Raw genomic sequence first — 20,819 nt, 5'->3', positions numbered from 1 at the left:
GATCACCGTCCAACCAGCGACACGGCAGGCTTGCTGGTGCTGCCGGGCGGAATGCGGCGAAAATCGAGGTCGCGGCTGACGAGGCGCTCCACGCCGGCTGCGGCATCCGCCAGCAGATGACGGTATCCGGTAATCGAGCGGGCGAAGACGTTGTAGATCACCACGGCCGGAATGGCTGCGACAAGACCGATGGCGGTGGCGAGAAGCGCTTCTGCGATACCGGGTGCGACGACGGCGAGATTGGTGGTCTGCGATTCCGAAATGCTGATGAAGGAATTCATGATGCCCCAGACCGTGCCAAAGAGGCCGACGAAGGGCGCGGTGGAACCGATGGTCGCCAGAGCACCCGTTCCGCGTGACATACGGCGACCCGCATGGGTCTCGATCCGCGACAGCGCCGAGGAAACGCGCTCCTTGATGCCGCCGCCATCGGTGTGCTCCACCACCGCATCGGAAAGCTGCATTTCGTGGGTTGCCATGCGCAGCATCAGCGCGGCGGGCCCACCCTTGTTTTCGACAGCATCGGTGGCCTCAGCAAGTGTTTTTGCCCGGCGAATGACCTTGAGCGTCGAGCCGGCACGCACACGCGCACCTGCGAGCTCTATCGATTTCGCCACCCAGACCGTCCAGGTGACGAGCGAGGCGAAGGCGAGGCCGATCATCACGCCCTTGACGACCCAGTCCGCCGCCATGAACATGCCCCAAGGCGACAGGTTGTGCGGAATGTCCGTGCGACGTTCGGCGCTGGCCGGCTCGGCGTTAACGGTTTCTACCGGGGTGGAGGTTTCACTCGGCGCGGGCGTCTGGTTCGTCTGGGCGGGTTGCTCGAACTGCGCAGGCTGGGGCGATGAGGGCTGCGCGGTTGGGGAAGGCTCGGCGGTTGGTGCGCTCGGCGTTGCGGGAGCTACCGGCGCCTGTGAAGGCTGAACCGTTTCCGTCGGTGGCGCGGATTGAATCTGGGTTTCAGGGGCCTGCTGAGCAAACACCGCACCGGCACTCAGGCCCGTCAGCAAGGTGACAGCCATGGCAAGGGAGGCATGCCGTCTTGTGTTTGCCTTGGTGAAGGACGCGGAAGAAGTGAAGGTCTCAGCTGACATAATTTTTATCCCGGATTTCCGTCGATGAACTCATCCGCAGATTGACCGGTCCTGAAAACCGGGGCCATCAACGGACGCCGTCGTGTAAGCTTGACGTTCCGATAATAAACCTGAGTTCTTTTGACAACTATTATATTGTCAAAAGACGACCCGTAAACTCTTCTTTGCAAAAAATTGATCGCCCCAAGCAGTTTCAGCTGTTTTGGGAAGGTGAAAACTGCGCAACCAGCGCATGCCGGTCTCCGGGATAGGTAACCCGGACGCGGGTGATGTAATCCGCCCCGTGCCAGGTGCGGCGATCGATGACCAGACAGGCCGCCCCGGAGGCAATACCCAGTGCCACGGCGTTTTTGCGATCTGCGGAAACGGCGCTGATGCGATGTTCGGCGGCGCTCCAGGGTACCATCTTCAGCAGCCAGGTTCCCGGCCCAACCTGCGAAAAATCAGTACCCTCCGCCTCGGGAACGGCGGCGATATTAACAATGCGTTCCTCAAGGCAAAAGGGAACGCCACCGGCAAAATGCGTGCAGGTGAGTTCCAGAACCGGGGCATCGGCGGCAAGCGCCATGGCCGCGCCATCTTCCTTGCCTGCAGGGCGCAGCCGTCGTTTATCAAGACGGTAGCCGTAAACGAGACCGATCGCCTGCACCTCCCGCTCGATATCGTGGATTTCCAACACGGCGGATTGCGCATGGGGCTGGCGAACGAAGGTGCCGAGACGCCGGCGTCTTTCAATCAGGCCACGCTGCACCAGTTCACCAAGCGCCTTGTTCACCGTCATACGCGAACAGCCATATTGCCGGGTCATCTCGTGTTCGAAGGGAATACGATATCCCGGCGGCCATTCGCCAGACATGATGTGGCGCTCGACATCGTTACGGATGCGCTGGTGCAGCGATTTTTCCTCAAGATCGGCGCCTGTGCTCCTCATCCCGATACGTCTCTCCTCCCCTTTGCCGGATCAGCTATCCATGGGCAGCGGCGGCGATCGCCTCGCTGCGTATTTCCTCCGTGAGTTTCGCCCGCAGCTCGGAAAACTCCGGACTGGCCTTGATGGTGTAGTGCCGCGGATGCGGCAGGTCGACCGGTGTGATCGACTTGATGCGGCCCGGCCTTGCGGACATGGTCACGACACGCGAGGCCATGAAGACTGCTTCCTCGATATCATGGGTGACGAAAATGACCGTCTTCTGCTCACGTTCCCATATACCGAGCAGCAATTCCTGCATCAGGCCGCGCGTTTGGTTGTCGAGGGCGCCGAAAGGCTCGTCCAGCAACAGGATTTTCGGGCCATTCGCCAAGGCACGGGCAATCGCCGTTCTCTGCTGCATGCCGCCGGACAGTTGTTTCGGCCAATGGTTTTCGAAACCTCGCAGGCCGACCTTGTCGATATAGCTGTCAACGATCTCCCATTTTTCCTTCTCGGCAACGCCGCGCTCGCGCAGGCCGAAGGCTACGTTTTCACGGATCGTCAGCCAGGGAAACAGCGTGTAGGACTGGAACACCATGCCGCGATCCGCACCCGGACCGGTCACCGCCTTGCCGGACAGCAGCACCTCGCCAGTCGTCGGGCGATCGAGGCCGGCGATGATGCGCAGCAAGGTCGATTTTCCGCATCCCGATGGCCCGAGGATGGTGACGAAATCATTGCGTGGGATTTCCAGATTGGTCGGCTGCAGAGCCAGCGTCGGCTGACCGCCCTGCACGCCCGGAAAAGTGCGGCTGACGCCCTTGATAACGAGTTCGCTCATCAGGCAAGCCTCCATGCGAAAAGCTTCCGGTTCAGCGATTTGAACGCGAAATCCGAGATAAGGCCGATGACACCGATGACGATGATGCCGAAGATGATCTGCCCGGTCGCCATCAGCGCCTGGCTGTTGATGATCATATAACCGATGCCCGAGGAAGCGCCGATCAGTTCCGCTACGATGACATAGGTCCAGGCCCAGCCAAGGACGAGGCGGAGAATTTCGGCAATGTCAGGCGCATTTGCGGGAATGAGGACGCGGCGCACCACACCACGGTCCTTCGCGCCCAGCGTATAGGCGGCCTCCACCAGATCACGCCTTGTGCCGGCAACCGCCACGGCCACCATCAGGATGATCTGGAAGACGGCACCGATGAAGATCACCAGCAGCTTCTGCATTTCGCCGATGCCGGCCCAGAGAATGAGCAGCGGCACGAAAGCGGAAGCCGGAAGATAGCGCGCAAAGGACACGAAGGGCTCAAGCAGCGCCTCGATCGGCTTGTAAGCCCCCATGGCGATACCAACAGGCACGGCAATCAGCGACGCCAGCACGAAACCGCCCACCACGCGCCAGATGGTCATGCCGATATCGCCGGCGAAACCTTGATCGGTCAGCAGATAGATGCCGTCCTTGAGCATGGTGATCGGATCGGCCAGAAAGGTCGGCGACACGAAACCGCCGAGCGTGGCAAAGCCCCAGGCCGAGAAAAACAGCACGAAGAACAGGATGCCGAGGATGATCCTCGTGCTGTTCTTGATGGGTTGAAGAGGTTGCATTCTACCGCCTGTCCGGAAAACCGGCGCGGCACTTTCGCCGCGCCATCAGAGCACCGCATGCCTTTCAGGGCACACAATCGGCGCTCTCAAATTATCACTGGCTGCGCATTCCCCGCAGGGCTGTCGCCGCCTTTTCTCTCACTTGATGAAAGACGTATCCGCGAGTGTCGAAAGATCGGGTTTCGACTTTATCACGCCAATTTCAAGCAGCAGATCCGCCGACTTTTCGGAGAACGTCTTGAATTCACCCTCGAAGAATTTCTGGTTGGCGGCCTTGTCCTGCCATTCGAGGAATTTTGCCGAAGCGGCGAAAGCCTCGCCCGCCTGTTTCACATCCGCGCCCATCGTCGCATAGGATTTTTCCGGGTCGGCCTTGATGAGTTCCAATGCCTGGAAATAACTGTCCGCCAGCGCCTTGGCCGCCTGCGGATTGGCCTTCAGGAAGTCCGGTGTGCAACCGAAAGTATCCATGACCGCAGGATAATCCAGCGTCGTGGCGAGAATCTTGCCCTTGTCCGGTGCGGCACGCACGGTGGACAGATAAGGCTCATAGGTCATGGCCGCATCATTCTGGCCGGCGACGAAAGCCTGTGCTGCCGGTCCCGGCTCAAGGTTGACGACCTTCACATCCTTCAGCGTCAGGCCGTTTTCCTTGAGAATCCAGGCAAGGAAGAAATAAGGGGAGGTACCCGGCGCGGAAGCGGCGACGGTCTTGCCCTTGAGGTCCGCGACCTTAGAGACATCGCTGCGCACCGCGATGCCATCGGCACCGTGCGATTTGTCCATCTGGAAAATCTGGGTGGATTTCACGCCATTGGCGTTCCAAGCGATCCATGTTTCCACCGTCGTGGCCGCGCACTGAATGTCACCGGAAGCAAGGGCGAGATGGCGGCTGGCCTGGGGTATCTTCTTGATATCGACCTTCAGGCCGTTCTTTTCGAAAATGCCGGCCTGCTTGGCAAGCGTCAGCGGTGCAAAGCCGGTCCAGCCGGACATGCCGATGGTCACGGCCGTTTCGGCATAGGCGGAAGCAGACGAAACAAGCGTCGCGATTGCGGCGATAACCCATGTTCTTTTCATGATCGGAACCCCTTTTTGATTTATTTTTGTGCGATATTTTTTTCGCTTTATTTGAGGCATGCTAGGCAGGGATTTTACATTTGTCTAGACAAAATAGAGGTACTGAAACGCTTCCAGAAAGATTGCAAACGGACCGCCCGGCATTCTAGACATAGGATAACACAGCCAGGCGCATCGGCCCGCTGTTTTCTATATCGAGTCTTTCCATGACCAGACAGAGACGCCGTAACATCATCAGGGCAAGGCGCACCGGCACCGGTATTGCGCTTGTCGCCGCCATTTCATTCATCGCCGGAATGACGGATGCGGTGGGTCTTCATCTGTCCGGCGATTTCGTTTCCTTCATGACTGGCAACACCACCCGTGCGGCCATCTCACTGGAAGCGGGCGTTTATTCCCATGCCGCGAAACTGCTTTTCGCGATCGTCGCTTTTGTGGCGGGCAATGCCGGGGGCATCGTGGTTGCGCATAAATTCGACCGGAGCATCCTTGCCGTTCTTGTGGGCGTGGGGTTGCTGGTGGCGATTGCCGCCTTGCTGCGCGGCGACGCTTTCGCCCTGACACAGTTTTATCTTGTGGTTTTCGCCATGGGCATGGTCAACGCGGCCGTTGAGCATATTGAGGGCCTGCCAATCGGCCTCACTTATGTTACCGGCGCCCTTTCCCGTTTCGGGCGTGGCATCGGCCGCTTTCTTCTGGGGGAGCGAAGTCTCGATTGGGGCATTCAGATCGTGCCCTGGCTCGGCATGATCAGCGGGGCAATCTGCGGGGCCGTATTGGGCGTCACGCTACAGTCCGGCGCCCTGTGGGTGGTTGCGGCAACCGTTTTTGCGGTCGCCGTCGCCACCTTGGTCATTCCGCGTTCGCTGCGCCACCGCTATAATCAAAGGGTCCGGATCAGGCGCATCGCGCCTTGACGGACCGCACCGTCACTTTCGCGAAATCGTCACGAATTTCGTGCCGCGGACCCGCACCGTCATCAGGCAGGGTTCCTTATCGGTGCGCTCGCAATAACGCGGATGCATCTTCAGCACAAAAACCATGTTTCCGAACCGCTTGATGAAATCATAGCTGTAGATCCGGGCGGTGGCGATCATCAGATAACCACCCTCTTTGACCTGGACGTAGAAATTATAGGGGCATCCTTCGTCGTCGCAGCTACGGCCCTTTTCTCCGTCGCAATCCAGAACGCCGTGATTGACGACGGCATCCATCAGGCCGTCATTGTTGATATCCAGCCGCGTGACGAAATCATCGCCAAAGGCCGCCACCTTGCACTCATTGCGGAAATGATCCTTCTCGTAAATCTCCGGGTCGCTCACCAGCTGCTGCTGCGCCGAGAGCGCTACCGGAAACATCAAGAGGACCAGCGCCTGAAGAGCGGCAACGAGAGCGATTCGCACGGCATTTTCCTTTGCATCCGTTTCGGTTATGGATGTTGCGATCATCCGGGCGGTCAGCCTAGAGTTTAGTGCTTGCGCGACACTGACGTGTTTGCGGGCCGTCTTTCTGGGGGGAACCTTTTCATGACGCTGCTGGGTTTTCTCGATTATGCCGGTGTCGCCGTCTTTGCCGCAACCGGCGCCTTGGCCGCCTCACGCAAGCAGCTCGACCTGATCGGCTTCCTGTTCTTCGCGGCGGCGACCGGCATTGGCGGCGGCACGGTTCGCGATCTCGTGCTGGGCAGAACGCCGGTGTTCTGGGTGATAAACCCCACCTATATTCTCGTCTGTGTCTCGGTCGCGGTTCTGCTGTTCTTTACCGCGCATCTTTTCGAATCCCGTTATCGGGTATTGATCTGGCTTGATGCGCTCGGCCTTTCCGCCTATTGCGTCATGGGAGCAGCCAAAGGTCTCGCTGCAAGCGGCTCGGCAACCGTCGCCATCGTCACAGGTGTTCTGACGGCGACGTTCGGTGGTGTTTTGCGCGATATTATGGCCGGAGAGCCGTCGGTTCTGCTGCGCCCGGAAATCTACATCACCTGCGCGCTTTTGGGCTCTTCCATCTTCATTGTCGTCTATTTCTTCGGCGCACCGCTCTATGCCGCATCAGCGGCGGGTTTCCTGACGGCCTTCTGCGTCCGATCCGGCGCGCTGATCTTCGGATGGACCTTCCCGCCCTATAAGGGCAAACCGGGCAGACGGCCGGAAGACGTCATGAAGTGATATATAGAAATGACCGCTGAAAACAGAGATGGCGCCCAGGGGCGCCATTTTCACATTCTATACCAGACAAAAACGTCAACCGCGCTTGCGACGAAGGCGGATGACCACGTCCACGTGGGCGATTTCCATGCCCTCTGGCGCTTCCGGCAGATTGTCGATCTGGAGATTGTTGATGGGAATATCGAGAACCTCGTTCTCACCCTCCACGAAGAAGTGATGGTGATCCGAAACGTTTGTATCGAAGTAGGTGCGGGCACCTTCCACGGCAAGAACGCGGATCAGGCCGGCTTCAGTGAACTGATGCAGCGTGTTGTAGACCGTGGCGAGAGAAACGGGCACGCCGGCGGTGACCGCCTCGTCATGCAGCTCCTCGACCGTCAGGTGGCGATCGCCCTTTGCGAAAAGAAGATCACCCAAAGCAACGCGCTGGCGCGTTGGCCGCAGCCCAGAGCGCCGCAGCCTCGTTCCGATATCCAATGTGGCGTCAAATGCCATGCAATCCCGTTCCAAACAGAGATATGAAACCCGTCAATTGCAATAGCATATATCTTTTGCAGGGAATGCTTTCAATAGTTTCAGCGTCGCCGAGTGTCGCAAATGGTTGTAAACCGGCTATTCCTGCAAATTTCCTCTGGTTCCAGCCGGATGGTTCCTGTATGCGGACGGCATATTGAGGTAATGACTTCTGCAAAGAAGGTTCTGAAGACAAAGAATGGGGCCGGAGCGGCCTCTGCCCTTGCAGCGCTTCATTTTGAACCTAACTTGCTCTAGTGAAGTCGTTCAACACCAGTGATTGGGGAAGTGAAAGCGGTATGGCAACCAGGCAATCAAGTTACAACTACGAGGAGATCCTGTCCTGCGGTCGCGGCGAATTGTTCGGCCCGGGAAATGCCCAGCTCCCATTGCCCCCCATGCTCATGGTTCACCGGATCACCGAAATTTCCGAAACCGGCGGCGCCTTCGACAAGGGTTTCATCCGCGCCGAATACGATGTCAGCCCCGACGACTGGTATTTCCCCTGCCACTTCCAGGGCAACCCGATCATGCCGGGTTGCCTCGGACTTGACGGCATGTGGCAGCTGACCGGTTTCTTCCTCGGCTGGCTGGGCGAAGAAGGCCGCGGCATGGCGCTTTCCACCGGCGAAGTGAAGTTCAAGGGCATGGTACGCCCTAACACCAAGCTGCTTCAGTATGGTATTGATTTCAAGCGCGTGATGCGTGGCCGGCTGGTGCTTGGCACTGCCGATGGCTGGCTGAAGGCGGATGGCGAAACCATATATCAGGCTTCGGACCTTCGGGTCGGCCTGTCCAAGGAAAAGGCTGCCTGAGGCAGACGGAATAGTTCAGACAAACGCCGGGCGGCTTCGGTCGTCCGGCCGAAATCTTAAGAAAAGGTCCCTTTCATGAGACGAGTTGTTGTCACCGGCCTCGGTATTGTTTCCTCCATCGGCGGTGATGCCGCTGAGGTCACCGCGTCGCTGCGCCAAGCCAAGTCCGGCATTTCATTTTCGCCGGATTTTGCCGAGCACGGTTTCAAATGCCAGGTCTGGGGCAAGCCCTCTCTCGACCCGACCGATCTGGTCGACCGCCGCGCCATGCGCTTCCTGTCGCAGGGTGGCGCGTGGAACCATGTGGCCATGAAGCAGGCGATCGCCGATTCCGGTCTCGAAGAGAGCGATATCAGCGGCAATGAGCGCACTGGCATCATCATGGGTTCGGGCGGCCCTTCCACCCGCACCATCGTCGAAGCCGCCGATATTACGCTCAAGAACAACAGCCCGAAGCGCATCGGCCCCTTCGCCGTGCCGAAGGCCATGTCATCGACCGCCTCGGCCACGCTCGCGACCTGGTTCAAGATCCACGGCGTCAACTATTCGATCTCGTCGGCCTGCTCCACCTCGGCGCATTGCATCGGCAACGCCGCCGAGATGATCCAGTGGGGCAAACAGGACGTGATGTTTGCGGGCGGCCATGAGGATCTCGACTGGTCGATGTCCAACCTCTTCGACGCCATGGGCGCAATGTCGTCCAAATACAATGAAACACCCGGCGTCGCCTCGCGCGCCTATGACGTCAACCGCGACGGTTTCGTGATCGCCGGCGGTGCAGGCGTGCTGGTTCTCGAAGAACTGGAACATGCCAAGGCGCGCGGCGCCAAGATTTACGCCGAGATCGTCGGTTATGGCGCAACCTCTGATGGTTACGACATGGTGGCTCCTTCAGGCGAAGGCGCGATCCGCTGCATGCGTCAGGCGCTTGCCACCGTCAAGGGTGACATTGACTACATCAACACCCACGGCACCTCCACGCCGGTTGGCGACAGCAAGGAAATCGGCGCGATCCGCGAAGTCTTCGGCGACAAGATTCCGCATATCCAGTCGACCAAGTCGCTCACCGGCCATTCGCTTGGTGCTGCTGGCGTGCAGGAATCGATCTACGGCCTGTTGATGATGCAGGAACGTTTCATCGGCGAAAGCGCGCATATTTCCGAACTCGATCCGGAATTTGCGGGCGTTCCGATTGTTCGCAGCCGCATCGACGACGCCAAGATCGACACCATCCTTTCCAATTCCTTCGGCTTCGGCGGCACCAACGCCACGCTCGTCTTCCAGCGTCATAACGGATAATTGCCCATGAACGGCATCATGCAAGGTAAGCGCGGCCTCATCATGGGCGTCGCTAACAATCACTCGATCGCCTGGGGTATTTCCAAGGCACTTGCGGCACAGGGCGCGGAACTGGCCTTCACCTATCAGGGTGAAGCGCTTGGCAAGCGCGTGAAACCGCTCGCCGCGGAACTGGGCTCGGACTTCATCGTACCTTGCGATGTCGAGGATATCGCTTCTGTGGATGCGCTTTTTGCGACGATCCGCGAAAAATGGGGCGCGCTGGATTTCGTCGTGCACGCCATCGGCTTTTCCGACAAGAACGAGCTGAAGGGTCTCTACGCCAACACGACGCGCGAGAATTTCAGCCGCACCATGGTCATTTCCTGTTTCTCCTTCACGGAAATCGCCAAGCGCGCCGCTGAACTGATGACCAATGGCGGCTCCATGCTGACGCTGACCTATAATGGTTCGCAGCGCGTCATTCCAAACTACAACGTCATGGGCGTCGCCAAGGCGGCTCTCGAGGCATCCGTGCGTTATCTCGCCGCCGATTACGGCCCGCGCGATATCCGCGTCAACGCCATCTCGGCCGGCCCGGTCCGCACGCTGGCGGGTGCCGGCATTTCGGATGCGCGCGCAATTTACGCGTGGAACCAGAAAAACGCACCGTTGCGGCGAACGGCTGACATCGACGACATCGGCGGCTCCGCACTTTACCTGCTGTCCAGCCTGTCGCGCGGCGTGACCGGCGAATGTCATTACGTGGATTGCGGTTACAATATCACCTCGACGCCCACGCTTGAGGTTCTGTCCAAGGCAGACGCGGAATAAGTCGTCTTCTGATATTCGACAAAAGCCCGGCCATGTGCCGGGCTTTTTTATGCGCCGTATCAATTTTGGAAATCACTAAAGTATAGTTTATCGAAGTAACTGAATTTAAACATGGGGTGGTTATGGTCCGCAACAAATTCAACGGTTGCGCTTGCCGCATATTCTTAGAGATCGACACCACCTCATGCGACTGGCCAGACTGAAGCCATTGCTGGAAAAATTCGGGTTCTCCCGTGACGGGACAGCAGCCATCGAATTCGCGATCCTGGCCATTCCTTATTTCCTCGTCGTTTTTGCGATCATCGAGACCTTCATCGCCCTCATGGCGGAACAGGTCGTCGCCAACGCCACCGAGACCATGTCGCGGCGTCTGCGCACCGGGCAGATCAGCAGCTCGATTACGAAAGAGGATTTTCGCAGGAGTTTCTGCAACGAAGTTTCTGTGATGATCGCCTGCTCGGAAGACGAGATCAAAAAAGAAGAGAAACTGTATGTCGACCTTCGCTCTTTTACCGCCTTCAAGGATATTCCGACCACGATACCCCTGAAAGCCTATGGCGAATATTACGATCTCGATACGGCCCAGTTCGGTTTCAAGCCAGGCGGACCGGAAACCATCAACATGTTGCGCGTCTATTATCGCTGGCGTGTGGTCGCCGATATCATCCGACCCTATCTCACCAAAATACGCCCCGCCGACGGATCGATGCCCTCCCATTTCCTCATCGTCGCGACGAGTGCGTTCATGAGCGAGAAATACATCACAGGCGGGGGGGCATGATGGAAAGGCTTGTCTTGGTTGCGGCAAGCGGCAGGCGGCGTCTGATCGCGCTCGTTTCACGCTTTGCCGGAGATAGCCGGGGCGTGGGCGCGGTGGAATTCGCCATCGTCTTCCCGATATTGCTCGCGCTTTATCTGACCTCTTTCGAGTTGACGATCGGCTACAATACCTACAAGCGGGCAAGCAGTGCGGCCGCCACCATCAACGACCTGATATCAAAAACAGGTTCCGTCGACAAAACCTACCTCACAGGCATGCAGGATGTCGCAGCCGCGGTTTTTGCGCCCTACAGTACCAAGGGCCTGAAACTGAAGATCAGCGGCATCAAGATCGACGCGCAAAAACAGGCAAAAATCACCTGGTCCTGGGATGAGAAGAATCTGAGACCCTATGCGGTGGGATCAGTGGTCACCGTTCCGACGCGCCTGCTGGTGCAAGACAGCTTCCTCATTCATGTGGAACTTTCCGTCCCACATGAATTGCTGATGTTCATGCCTGATGTCGCCTCATCCGGCACAAAGTCGATCACGATCGGCAGGGATTATTTCTTCAAGCAGCGTGACGCCGAGACCGCCTGCACCAATTGCTGAGGCAATCGGTGCTCCGGCGGCCCCTTTTACGGTTGGGTCTAATAGACGTCGCGCAGATAGCGTTTTTCACGCTTTAGCCGGTTGACATAGTCGCTTGCGGCCTCGGCGGAGATGCCGGCCTCATCGCTTATGATGCTGTGCAGGGCGTCATCGACATCCTTGGCCATACGGGTCGCATCGCCGCAGACGTAGAAATAACCGCCCTCCTCCAGCCATTGATAAAGCGCCTTACCGTTCTGCCGCATGCGGGTCTGGACATAGATTTTCTCCGCCTGATCCCGTGAAAAAGCAAGGTCGAGGCGTGTCAGCACGCCGTCGCGGCTCATGTCGCCAAGTTCGTTTTCATAGATGAAGTCCGATTGCCGGTGCTGGTCGCCGAAAAACAGCCAGTTCTTGCCCCTGGCGCCGCGTGCCTGCCGTTCCTGCAAAAAGGCCCGAAACGGCGCAATACCCGTGCCCGGTCCAACCATGATAACAGGCGCATTATCGTCCTGCGGGACACGGAATGCCTTGTTGGGCGAAACGAAAATACCGGCGCTCTGCCCAGCCTCCACCCGATCTGCGAGATAGGTGGAGCATACGCCGCCACGCTCCCGGCCCTCGGCGCGATACCGCACGCTGGCGATCGTCAGATGCACGCTGTCTTTCGCAAGCAGAGGGCTTGAGGAGATGGAATAGGCGCGGTGCTGCAAGGGTTTCAGGAAGGTGACGAATTCGGCAAGCTCGAAGAGCGGCTTTCCGCCTAGATTGAGCAGGTCGAGAATATCCTTGCTCCAGAGAAAGGCGGCCAGCTGCTCCTTGTCGCCATTCGCAAGGATATGGGAAAGTTCTTCATGCCCAGCGCGCTTGCCGATTTCAGCCACCAGTTCGCGTGAGGGCGTTGAAATCTCGTAGATGTTGAGAAGCGCATCGCCAACCGGCCGGTCCAGCCCGGCGACTTGGCTGTCTCCGACCGCTCCGAAATGGCCGAGAAGCGCGCCGGCCAGTTTCGGATTGTTAAGCGGAACAACACCAAGCGCGTCACCCGCCTCATAATCGAGCCCGCTTTCGCGGAGATCGAATTCGTAGTGGCGGATTTCCTTGGACGAGCCGGAACCGGACAGGCGGCGATTAACGCCTACCGTCGCTGGATAGGGGTTCTTGCGGCTCCAGCCCGATTTTGCCCGCGTTGGCTGCGCGGCGATGTCGGGCATGGTGACAGCGGCTTCCTTGCCGCCATCGACGGCCAGCGCAAGCGGCAGGGCCTCACCGATCCACGCAGCGGCTGCATCCTCAAAGTCGATATCGCAGTCGATACGCGCTTTCATGCGCCTGCCGCCGAGCTGTTCAAAACGCGTGTCGATAAGCTTACCCGCCTGGCAGAACCCGTCATAACCGGTATCACCCAAGGCAAGTACGGCGAAATTCATCTCGTCCAGCCGCGGCGCGCTGTCAGCAGCAAGCGCCTCCCAGAACAGCTGGGCATTGTCAGGCATCTCGCCTTCGCCATAGGTCGAAGTGACGACGATGACCCGCTTCATGGAGCCGAGGCTGTCCATGGAGACGTCATCCAGAGCCGTCACCACCGGCTGCATGCCCTGAGTGCGCGCCGCAGCGGCGATATCCATGGCAAGCGCTTCGGCATTGCCCGTCTGGGTGCCGACAAGGATGTTCAACACGCTGGCCGCCGATTTGGGGGCAGCGGCGGCGACGGAGGTCTCCAGACCGATGGCGGTGCGGGAGTGGAGCCCGGCCAGAAAGCCGGCGAGCCAGGCGCGCTGATCTCCGTTGAAGGGCGCATCCTGTGGAATGTAAGGTATCTTCATCATGCCGCCCTGCTATGACTGGATGCGGTGGCAAGGTCCGGAATGGCGCGCGCGGCGAAAAGCTCCTCGAAGCCCGGCAGACGGCCGATCTTCTCGATGTTTTTCCGGTTCTGCTGAATGATCCAGCCATAGGTGCCGGGGCTGTCCACCGACCAGATATTCCGGCGGGCCAGCGCCTGCTTGTAGTCGTCGAGGCGTTTGGCGGCGATCATCACCGCAAGCTGCTGGTCGCTATGGTCGGAAAGCGCTTCACGGGCATATTTCAGCAGGCGCTGCATGAGTGCGTAATCTTCCGTGAGGATGAGATTGCGCACGGCTTTTTCGATGGCGGGATCAGAAGGGCCCGATGCCATCGGCAACCGTTGCAGGGCGATGGCCTGCGCCATGCTCAACACGGTATAATTGTTGATGAGCGCGTACATGTCCTCCGTGTCCGTCTCACCATAACCCGGCACCGTTCCGTTGAGCACGGCCTTGCGGTCACGATAGGCAAGCTTGAACTTGCGTAGCTGATAGCCGGCAAGCGCAGAGGCCAGTTCCTCCAGCAGCTCCTTGCGGGGCTTGGCTTTCAGAATTTCATCACTGTCCTGATAGAGCAGCAGGGCGCGCGGCATGCCATAGGCGAAATTATGCTGCTCGCTTTCCCAGTTTTCCAGAAGCCATGCGGCCTTGGCAGAGCCGGTTTCCGCGACATGCAGGGTCAGAAGCTGGTGAACGGCCTGATTGTGGATGGCGGCCTGTTCATCCTCACCCGTGATCGAGCCGAGCAGGATCGAATCATGGCTGACCTTCTTCGGCAGATCGCCATAGGGATCGTATTGATAAACGAAGCCGCCGCTCATGCCGTTACCGAACCCTTTGCCGAAACTGCCAAGGTTGAGAACGGCGCCGTTTGTCATATATTCGCAGGCGAAATCGCCAACGCCTTCGACCACGGCGGTCGCGCCGGAGTTACGCACGGCGAACCGGTCGCCCGCCTGCCCTTCCACGAAGGTACGGCCGCCGGTGGCGCCGAACAGTGCAAAATTGCCGACCAGCACATTGCCACCAGTCTCCTTCGATCCGCCGCCGGGGGAACGCACGACAATCGTGCCGCCGCAGGCGCTCTTGCCGACGCCGTCGTTGCAGGTGCCGGTGTGGACCATGATCATGCCGTCATTGCAGAAAGCGCCGAACGACTGACCGGCGGAACCTGACGTATCAATGCGCACTGAACCCGCTTCCAGAAAACGGCGACCACGGCTATCCCGCTTGACGGCCGGCAGCGCATCCAGCTGCTCATCGGAAAGTTCGTGGTTCAACATCCGTTCGATATCGACAGCAAGCTGGCCGCCGACGCTCTTGTTGCAATTGTTGAGGAAACGGTTGCCGCCAAGCTCGATGTTTTCGCGCCTGCTGTCGACCAGAGCCGAACGCACAAGTTCGATGAAGGCGTCGTCCAGCGCAAAGTCCTTTTCCATATAGACCGGGTTGTCGATCTTCACCTCCTCGACCACGGCAAGCATTGCCCGGAGGTCAAGCTGGCCGACGCTCGCCGGATGATCGAGGAGGTGAAGAAGATCGGAGCGGCCCCTGGCTTCCCGCAAGGAGCGCAGACCTAGACCTGCCAGAATCTCGCGCGTCTCATGGGCGATGTTCATGAGATATTGCGCCAGCGCCCTCGGGTCGCCGTTAAAGGCTTCCTGATTGGTGGTAAGGCCGGCCGGGCATTTGATGTTGCAGTTCTTCGCCATGACGCATTTCAGCATCATCAGCGCCGTGGTGCCGAATTCAAAGCTGTCGCCGCCTAGAAGGGCCGACTTCACCACGTCGCTCGCAGTCTGGTGGGCGCCGGAGCAGCGCAACAGCACCTTGGCGCGCAGGCCGGTGGCGCAGAGCGCCTGATGCACCTCGGCGATGCCGATTTCCGCCGCGCGGCCGGTATATTTCAAGCTGGTGACGGCTGCCGCGCCCGTGCCGCCGGTATTGCCTGCGACGTTGATGACATCTGCGCCCGCCTTGGCGACGCCTACCGCAATCGTGCCGATGCCTTCCGAAGAGACGAGCTTGACGATGACCCGCACGCGCGCTGCCTTGGCATCGTGGATGAGCTGGGCCAGATCTTCGATCGAATAGGTATCGTGATGCGGCGGCGGCGAAACGAGTTCGACGCCGGGCGTGCCACCGCGTGCGGCGGCGATTTCCACCGTCACCTTCGGCGATGGCAACTGTCCGCCTTCTCCGGGCTTTGCGCCCTGGCCGATCTTGATCTCGATTTCCTCCAGCATTGGATCGGCAAGATAACCGGCCCAGACACCGAAGCGGCCGGAGGCGAACTGCTTGATGCGCGAGGCGCGGATGGTGCCGTAACGGGAGATATGCTCGCCGCCCTCACCCGAATTGGACATGCCGCCAACCATGTTGGTGCCATGCGCCACCGCCTCATGGGCAGCGGCGACAAGCGCGCCGTGGCTCATGGCGCCCGATGCCAGCGTCTTGGTGATCTCGCTCGCCTTCTGCACCGTCTCAAGCGGAATGCTGTTCGGTGCGGTGCGGATAAGCGACATATAGGCGAAGGCCTCACCCTTTGCCTGAACCATGAGCGCGCCGCCTTCCAGCCAATGGCCGGCGATATCGTCATCAAAACGGTCGAGCAGCGACTGGCCGAGTGCGGCGAGGCGGGCAAGTTCATGACCGTGCGGGCCGATCAACTGTAGCCGGAACGAGCCGTCTGCCGCCTCGTCACAGCGCAAGCCGCGCACCATGAAGCTGTTATTTCCATGCCTGCAAAAACGGCCCATTTCCCGGCGGAACTCTTCGGCCGAACCGGCGAAGGTCACGTCGGCCGGTAGTTCCAGAACATCACGCAGGGCGGCAGGGCGGCGCGCTCTTTCTTCCGCCATCATGCGGGAAAAGGCGCGGTAACCGGGCGTTACCTCGAATGCGTCGATTGCGTCAGGGGTCAGCCTGTCGAAACTGTTGTGATAATAGGCAGCATCGTTGAGACCGAAGGCATCCTCCAGCCGGTTTAGCGGCAGTAGGCGCAATGCCTCCTCGTTCTCGGTCCCCTTGTCGAAACCGATCTTTTCCTCCGTCATATCAACGAAGCCGCGAACCGCCGTCGTGCCATAGGAGTGGCCGGCACCTTCGGCACGTTCTTTGAAGAGACCGAGCAGCGGAATGTCGTTTTCGCCTTTCACCGACAGCGCCTTGCGGTGCCAGTCGGCGACTGCCTGTGCGATGACGGCGAAGGTGACGCCACCGACCGGGGTCTTCACATTCGGGAAATAACGCTTCAGCACCGGATCGCTGGTATCGAGGAAATTCGGCTCGAAGAATTCGCCGCCGATATAACTTTCCGCGGTACACAGCCCGACCTTGCCCATGGTCTTCATCAGCGACTTTTCTGCCGCCTTGGCGAAGCGCTTGAAGGCCTTGTCGGCATCGGCGCCAAACTTCTCTTCAGCACGGAACTGCACGCCGAGCGGATAGACGGCTGAAGCTCCAAAGCCGAGGCCGGCTGCAATGTGATGCGAGGAGGAAAACTGCCCGCTTTCGACGATCAGGGAGATACGCAGCCGCAGGCCTTCCTCGATCAGCCGCTGATTGATGGCGGAAACGACCATGATCATCGGCAAGGCCGCGCGGCCGGCCGAAACGTGCCGGTCGGTGACAACGGCGATGCCGCCTTCCTCCGCCGCGAAAGCCACGACCTCACCGCAGAGACCGTCGATGGCCTGTCGGAGAGCCGCTTCATTGGCATCCTCCGCATCGAAGACCGGCGTATAAAGCATTTCGAAACGACGAACGGGCGTCTCGGGCTGTTCGCGAATACGCAGCATGTCGAGGTGGGTCAGGATCGGGGAGCGCACGACGATCTGGCGGGCCTTCTTCGCGCCGCTGTTCGGCTTTGCGCCGAGAGCCACCCGCAGCGTCATCCCATCAGCCTCGCGAATGCTGTCGAGCGGCGGATTGGTGACCTGCGCGAAACGCTGCGAGAAATATTTGGCCACCCCGCCTTCCTGATCGGAAAGCGCATTGATGGCATTGCCATAACCCATGGCCGAGATTTTTTCCGCACCAGAGGCCAGCATCGGGTCCATCAGGAATTTGAAGCTTTCCTGATTGTGCGAATAGGCGACATAACGCTGGTGCCGTTCCAGATCGCCATTGTAGCGAAGCGGTGATCCTTGCTTGTCAGCGGGCACCTCCGGCAGATCACCAAGCATCACGCGCGCATCAGACAGCAGCGACGAGTAGTCCCGTCGCGAGGCCAGAAGCTCCAGCGCCTCGACCGTGGAAAAGGCGCGACGCTCAGTGTGGTCGTAATACAGCATGCCACCCGCCTCGATGCGGCCGCGGCGGATGACGCTTTCGGCAGGAAAGGCGATCTGCCCCGCCTCCGACATGACGCAGAGATAATCGTCTGTCTCGACGGTCCGCAGCGGGCGCAGGCCGAGGCGATCAAGCCGTGCGCCGATGATGGTGCCGTCGCCGAAAATCAGCGCGGCCGGGCCGTCATTCTTTTCCTCATATAGCGAGAAATATTCCAGCATCGACTTCACGCCCGGCGACAGGGTGTCGTCGTTTTCCCAGGCCGGCGGCATCATCGAGACCACGGCGGTGACGAGGTCGAGGCCATCCTCCATCACCCGCGCCTGCAATGTCTGGTCCAGACGGCAGCTGTCCGACTGGCCTTTGGGCCTGACGATGCTGGCATTCTTCGCCAGCGCCACAGCCGCTTCCGAAAGACGGTTTTTCTTGTCGGTGTTGAGTTCGCCATTATGCGCCATCAGGCGGAAGGGCTGCGCCATGGAAGGGTGCGGATCGGTATTGGTGGAAAACCGCGTGTGGAAATACATCGTATGCACTTTATGACGCGGATCGGTGAGGTCGCAGAAGTAGGGCATGACCTCCTGAGAGTTCAGACGCCCCTTAAGGACCTGCGTGCGCGCGCTGAGCGACAGCGGGTAAAAACCGGCAAGATCCGGCACGGTATAGGCAAGCGCTTCGATGGCGAGCAGAGCCTTGTGGATACGCCAGTCGAATTCGGCAAGGGTTGCGCATTCCACCGGAGCTGAAAAGACCCATTGGCGGATCGGTAACTGGTAAGGGATTGCGGCGGGACGGATGGCCGTATCATTGACGGGCACATCACGGACCAGCAGGACCGAGAACCCCTGCTCTTTCAGAGCATTGCCGATGATGCCGACGGCCTCACCGTGGAAAGCCGGGTTCTGCGGCAGAAAAAAATTGCCGACGCCGAACCGCCCGGCCGGTAGGGCAGCGTCGCCTGTCAGCTCTCGGAAAAAGGAGAGCGAGAGGTCCAGCGACACGCCCGCACCATCACCCACGCCTTCGGCCGACATGCCACCGCGATGCGGCACGGCACAGAGCGCCTCGTGACCGCGCTTGAGCACATCATGTGTCTGCACGCCGTCCTTGCGGGTGATGAAACCGACACCACAGCTGCTTTTTTCAAAAGCCGCATCGTAAAGGCCGAATTTTTGCTCCGTCACACTCAAGGCACTCTCCCTTCGTTGCGCATTTCGCGCGGCATCGCCCTCTTTCCCGAAACCCGGCGCGTCAGCCGGCACTCTGCGGGCGGAGCCGCAGGCGACCTGGCTGCTCCTCTTTTTTTGGCTATCGGCGTTTAATGGCGCGAACGGTCGTTTTGCGGCCGTCAAGCGGCGTGGCGGCAATGGCCGCTTTCTCGCAAATAATGATCGTCGTCGTTCGCATCGCGTTCCCTGGTGACCGGCATTCCGGCAATAAGACACACTGAATTATGTCAGTATTACTTACATAATATTTCATGATGTGGCGAGTCAAGATTAAAATCGCGGTCACGCAATAAAAAAACAAAAACGCCGCGAAATCCGACAGGATTCCGCGGCGCGAAGGCTGCAGGGATTGTTAAATTGCCGGGATCACTCCGAAGGCATTTCCAGCGTCCGGCTGAACCAAAGGGCAACCAGCGTACAGACAGCTCCCGACATCAGGTAAATTCCGACCGCGAACAATCCGAATTTGGACGAAAATCCGAGTGCCACGAGCGGTGCGAAACCGGCACCGATCAGCCAGGAAATATCCGAGGTGAGCGACGCGCCGGTGTAGCGGTATTCACGGCTGAAACGGGAGGCGAGCGCACCGCCCGCCTGGCCGAAGGAGAGACCCAGCAACGAAAAGCCGATCAGGACGAAGAGATAACGACCGATATCGCCCGAACTCAGGAGAACGGGTGCTACGAGGCTGAAGAGACCGATGAGAGCTGCGGCGATGGCCAGAAGCTTCCGCCGGCCGATCCTGTCGGCCAGAATGCCGGATACCACGATCATGCCGCCGCAAATGATGGCGCTGACGAATTGCACGAACAGGAAGTCGGAAACACGCTGGCTGGTATTAAGGGAAACCCAGCTCAGCGGGAAGACCGTAACGAGGTGAAACAGCGCAAAACTTGCCAGCGGCACGAAGGCGCCCGTGAGAACCACCGGAAACTGCGAACGCAACATCCTGAACATCGGGCGCGGTTCCAACTCATGCTGTTCCAGCATGGCCTGGAATTCCGGCGTCACGATCATGCGCAGGCGGGCAAAGAGTGCCAGAACATTGAGCGCCAGCGCCACGAAGAACGGGAAACGCCAGCCCCAGGCGAGGAACTCGGCATTGGAAAGCTGGGTGACGAAAACGATGAAGAAAGCGCTGGCGAGACCGAAGCCCATGGCCGCACCGATCTGCGGCATCATGGCGTACCAGCCGCGCTGCTTCTGCGGTGCATTCATGGCAAGCAGCGAGACAAGACCGTCCCAGGCACCGCCAAGGCCGAGGCCCTGACCGATACGGAACGCGGCCAGAAGACAGGGCGCAAGCATGCCCGCTTCGTCATAAGAAGGAAGGAAGCTGATCGCCATGGTGGAACCACAGAGCGTGAAGAGCGCCGCCATCAGCTTGACCGCTCGACCGAACTTGCGATCGATCTGGAGGAAGATCAGCGAGCCGATCGGTCTTGCGATAAAGGCAAGCGAGAATACCGCAAAGGAATAAAGCGTGGCCGTCAGAGGATCGACGAAGGAAAAGAAGACGTGCGGAAAAACAAGCGCAGAGGCGATGGCATAGATGAAAAAGTCAAAGAATTCAGTCATTCTCGCAAGAATGACCGCAATCGTGATGCGATCCGGATCGACGCTCGTGGGACCAGCCCCGTTTGCCTCCGGTGCCTGCCCAAAGGATGGAGCAGCATTGGTATAACTCATAATATCCCTCCTGCGTCATGGACGAACCATTCCCTGTAACGCTCGGGCTCCTCTTCCGTTGCGTTACGATGCGACGGATTGTCACACGCACCCTACGTAACGTCA

At 59.3% G+C, this 20,819-nt stretch carries 17 protein-coding genes; 7 read left to right on the top strand and 10 right to left on the bottom strand.

The annotated features are described in order from the left end of the window. Positions 1–2 precede the first annotated feature (2 nt). From exbB to ATU_RS00750, 5 genes are all read right to left on the bottom strand, one after another. A complete protein-coding gene (gene exbB / locus ATU_RS00770) occupies positions 3–1,097 on the bottom strand; it encodes a tonB-system energizer ExbB (protein WP_035256051.1) in 1,095 nt (364 codons plus the stop codon). Positions 1,098–1,290: 193 nt separating this feature from the next. Then, positions 1,291–2,028, bottom strand: coding sequence for a histidine utilization repressor (gene hutC / locus ATU_RS00765; RefSeq protein WP_010970690.1), 738 nt, complete (start codon positions 2,026–2,028; stop codon positions 1,291–1,293). 34 nt (positions 2,029–2,062) lie between these two features. Then, positions 2,063–2,848 (bottom strand): ABC transporter ATP-binding protein, encoded by a 786-nt coding sequence (locus ATU_RS00760; protein WP_010970689.1) that lies wholly within the window; start codon positions 2,846–2,848, stop codon positions 2,063–2,065. Next, complete coding sequence (locus ATU_RS00755) at positions 2,848–3,621, bottom strand: ABC transporter permease (protein ID WP_006309981.1); 774 nt, start codon at positions 3,619–3,621, stop codon at positions 2,848–2,850. Before ATU_RS00755 ends, ATU_RS00760 begins: the two co-directional genes overlap by 1 nt. Positions 3,622–3,759: 138 nt before the next feature. Next, on the bottom strand, positions 3,760–4,701 hold the full coding sequence (locus tag ATU_RS00750) for an ABC transporter substrate-binding protein (RefSeq protein WP_035256048.1): 942 nt from the start codon (positions 4,699–4,701) through the stop codon (positions 3,760–3,762). Positions 4,702–4,907: 206 nt separating this feature from the next. Here ATU_RS00750 and ATU_RS00745 point away from each other — a divergent pair, with 206 nt between their 5' ends. Continuing rightward, positions 4,908–5,618, top strand: a complete 711-nt coding sequence (locus ATU_RS00745) for a YoaK family protein (RefSeq protein ID WP_010970687.1) — start codon at positions 4,908–4,910, stop codon at positions 5,616–5,618. A gap of 12 nt (positions 5,619–5,630) precedes the next feature. Here the strand turns inward: ATU_RS00745 and ATU_RS00740 are convergent, their stop codons facing one another. Then, on the bottom strand, positions 5,631–6,149 hold the full coding sequence (locus tag ATU_RS00740; RefSeq protein WP_010972625.1) for a hypothetical protein: 519 nt from the start codon (positions 6,147–6,149) through the stop codon (positions 5,631–5,633). A 78-nt stretch (positions 6,150–6,227) separates the two neighbouring features. Here ATU_RS00740 and ATU_RS00735 point away from each other — a divergent pair, with 78 nt between their 5' ends. Further along, positions 6,228–6,866 (top strand): trimeric intracellular cation channel family protein, encoded by a 639-nt coding sequence (locus tag ATU_RS00735; protein ID WP_006309976.1) that lies wholly within the window; start codon positions 6,228–6,230, stop codon positions 6,864–6,866. A gap of 75 nt (positions 6,867–6,941) precedes the next feature. On the opposite strand, the gene irrA is transcribed toward ATU_RS00735, so the two are convergent. Continuing rightward, positions 6,942–7,361, bottom strand: coding sequence for an iron response transcriptional regulator IrrA (irrA, locus tag ATU_RS00730; RefSeq protein WP_006309975.1), 420 nt, complete (start codon positions 7,359–7,361; stop codon positions 6,942–6,944). 317 nt (positions 7,362–7,678) lie between these two features. Here irrA and fabA point away from each other — a divergent pair, with 317 nt between their 5' ends. The 5 genes from fabA to ATU_RS00705 all read left to right on the top strand — a co-directional run bounded on the left by fabA (position 7,679) and on the right by ATU_RS00705 (position 11,677). Beyond that, a complete protein-coding gene (fabA, locus tag ATU_RS00725; protein WP_006309974.1) occupies positions 7,679–8,194 on the top strand; it encodes a 3-hydroxyacyl-[acyl-carrier-protein] dehydratase FabA in 516 nt (171 codons plus the stop codon). A 75-nt stretch (positions 8,195–8,269) separates the two neighbouring features. Then, positions 8,270–9,493, top strand: a complete 1,224-nt coding sequence (fabB, locus tag ATU_RS00720) for a beta-ketoacyl-ACP synthase I (protein ID WP_010970685.1) — start codon at positions 8,270–8,272, stop codon at positions 9,491–9,493. Positions 9,494–9,499: 6 nt separating this feature from the next. After that, positions 9,500–10,306: an enoyl-ACP reductase FabI gene (gene fabI / locus ATU_RS00715; protein WP_010970684.1), complete on the top strand. Its 807-nt coding sequence runs from the start codon at positions 9,500–9,502 to the stop codon at positions 10,304–10,306. Between the two features lie 184 nt (positions 10,307–10,490). Further along, complete coding sequence (locus ATU_RS00710; protein WP_010970683.1) at positions 10,491–11,087, top strand: TadE/TadG family type IV pilus assembly protein; 597 nt, start codon at positions 10,491–10,493, stop codon at positions 11,085–11,087. Further along, positions 11,084–11,677 carry a TadE/TadG family type IV pilus assembly protein gene (locus ATU_RS00705; protein ID WP_006309970.1) on the top strand — a complete coding sequence of 198 codons (594 nt, stop codon included), beginning with the start codon at positions 11,084–11,086 and terminating at the stop codon, positions 11,675–11,677. Before ATU_RS00710 ends, ATU_RS00705 begins: the two co-directional genes overlap by 4 nt. Before the next feature lie 38 nt (positions 11,678–11,715). Here ATU_RS00705 and ATU_RS00700 read toward each other — a convergent pair whose 3' ends face one another. The 3 genes from ATU_RS00700 to ATU_RS00690 form a co-directional block, all read right to left on the bottom strand. Beyond that, positions 11,716–13,485: a sulfite reductase subunit alpha gene (locus ATU_RS00700; protein ID WP_010970681.1), complete on the bottom strand. Its 1,770-nt coding sequence runs from the start codon at positions 13,483–13,485 to the stop codon at positions 11,716–11,718. Continuing rightward, the gene (locus ATU_RS00695; protein ID WP_035256044.1) at positions 13,482–18,986 is read right to left on the bottom strand and encodes a glutamate synthase-related protein; all 5,505 of its coding nucleotides are present in this window, start codon (positions 18,984–18,986) and stop codon (positions 13,482–13,484) included. The genes ATU_RS00700 and ATU_RS00695 overlap by 4 nt, the downstream gene beginning before the upstream one ends. A gap of 405 nt (positions 18,987–19,391) precedes the next feature. After that, the gene (locus ATU_RS00690) at positions 19,392–20,714 is read right to left on the bottom strand and encodes an MFS transporter (RefSeq protein ID WP_006309966.1); all 1,323 of its coding nucleotides are present in this window, start codon (positions 20,712–20,714) and stop codon (positions 19,392–19,394) included. Positions 20,715–20,819: the final 105 nt, after the last annotated feature.

Origin of the sequence: Agrobacterium fabrum str. C58 (assembly GCF_000092025.1) — a bacterium.
In the GTDB taxonomy this organism is placed as follows: Bacteria; Pseudomonadota; Alphaproteobacteria; order Rhizobiales; family Rhizobiaceae; genus Agrobacterium; species Agrobacterium fabrum.
This window is presented reverse-complemented; position numbering and strand designations above follow the sequence as displayed.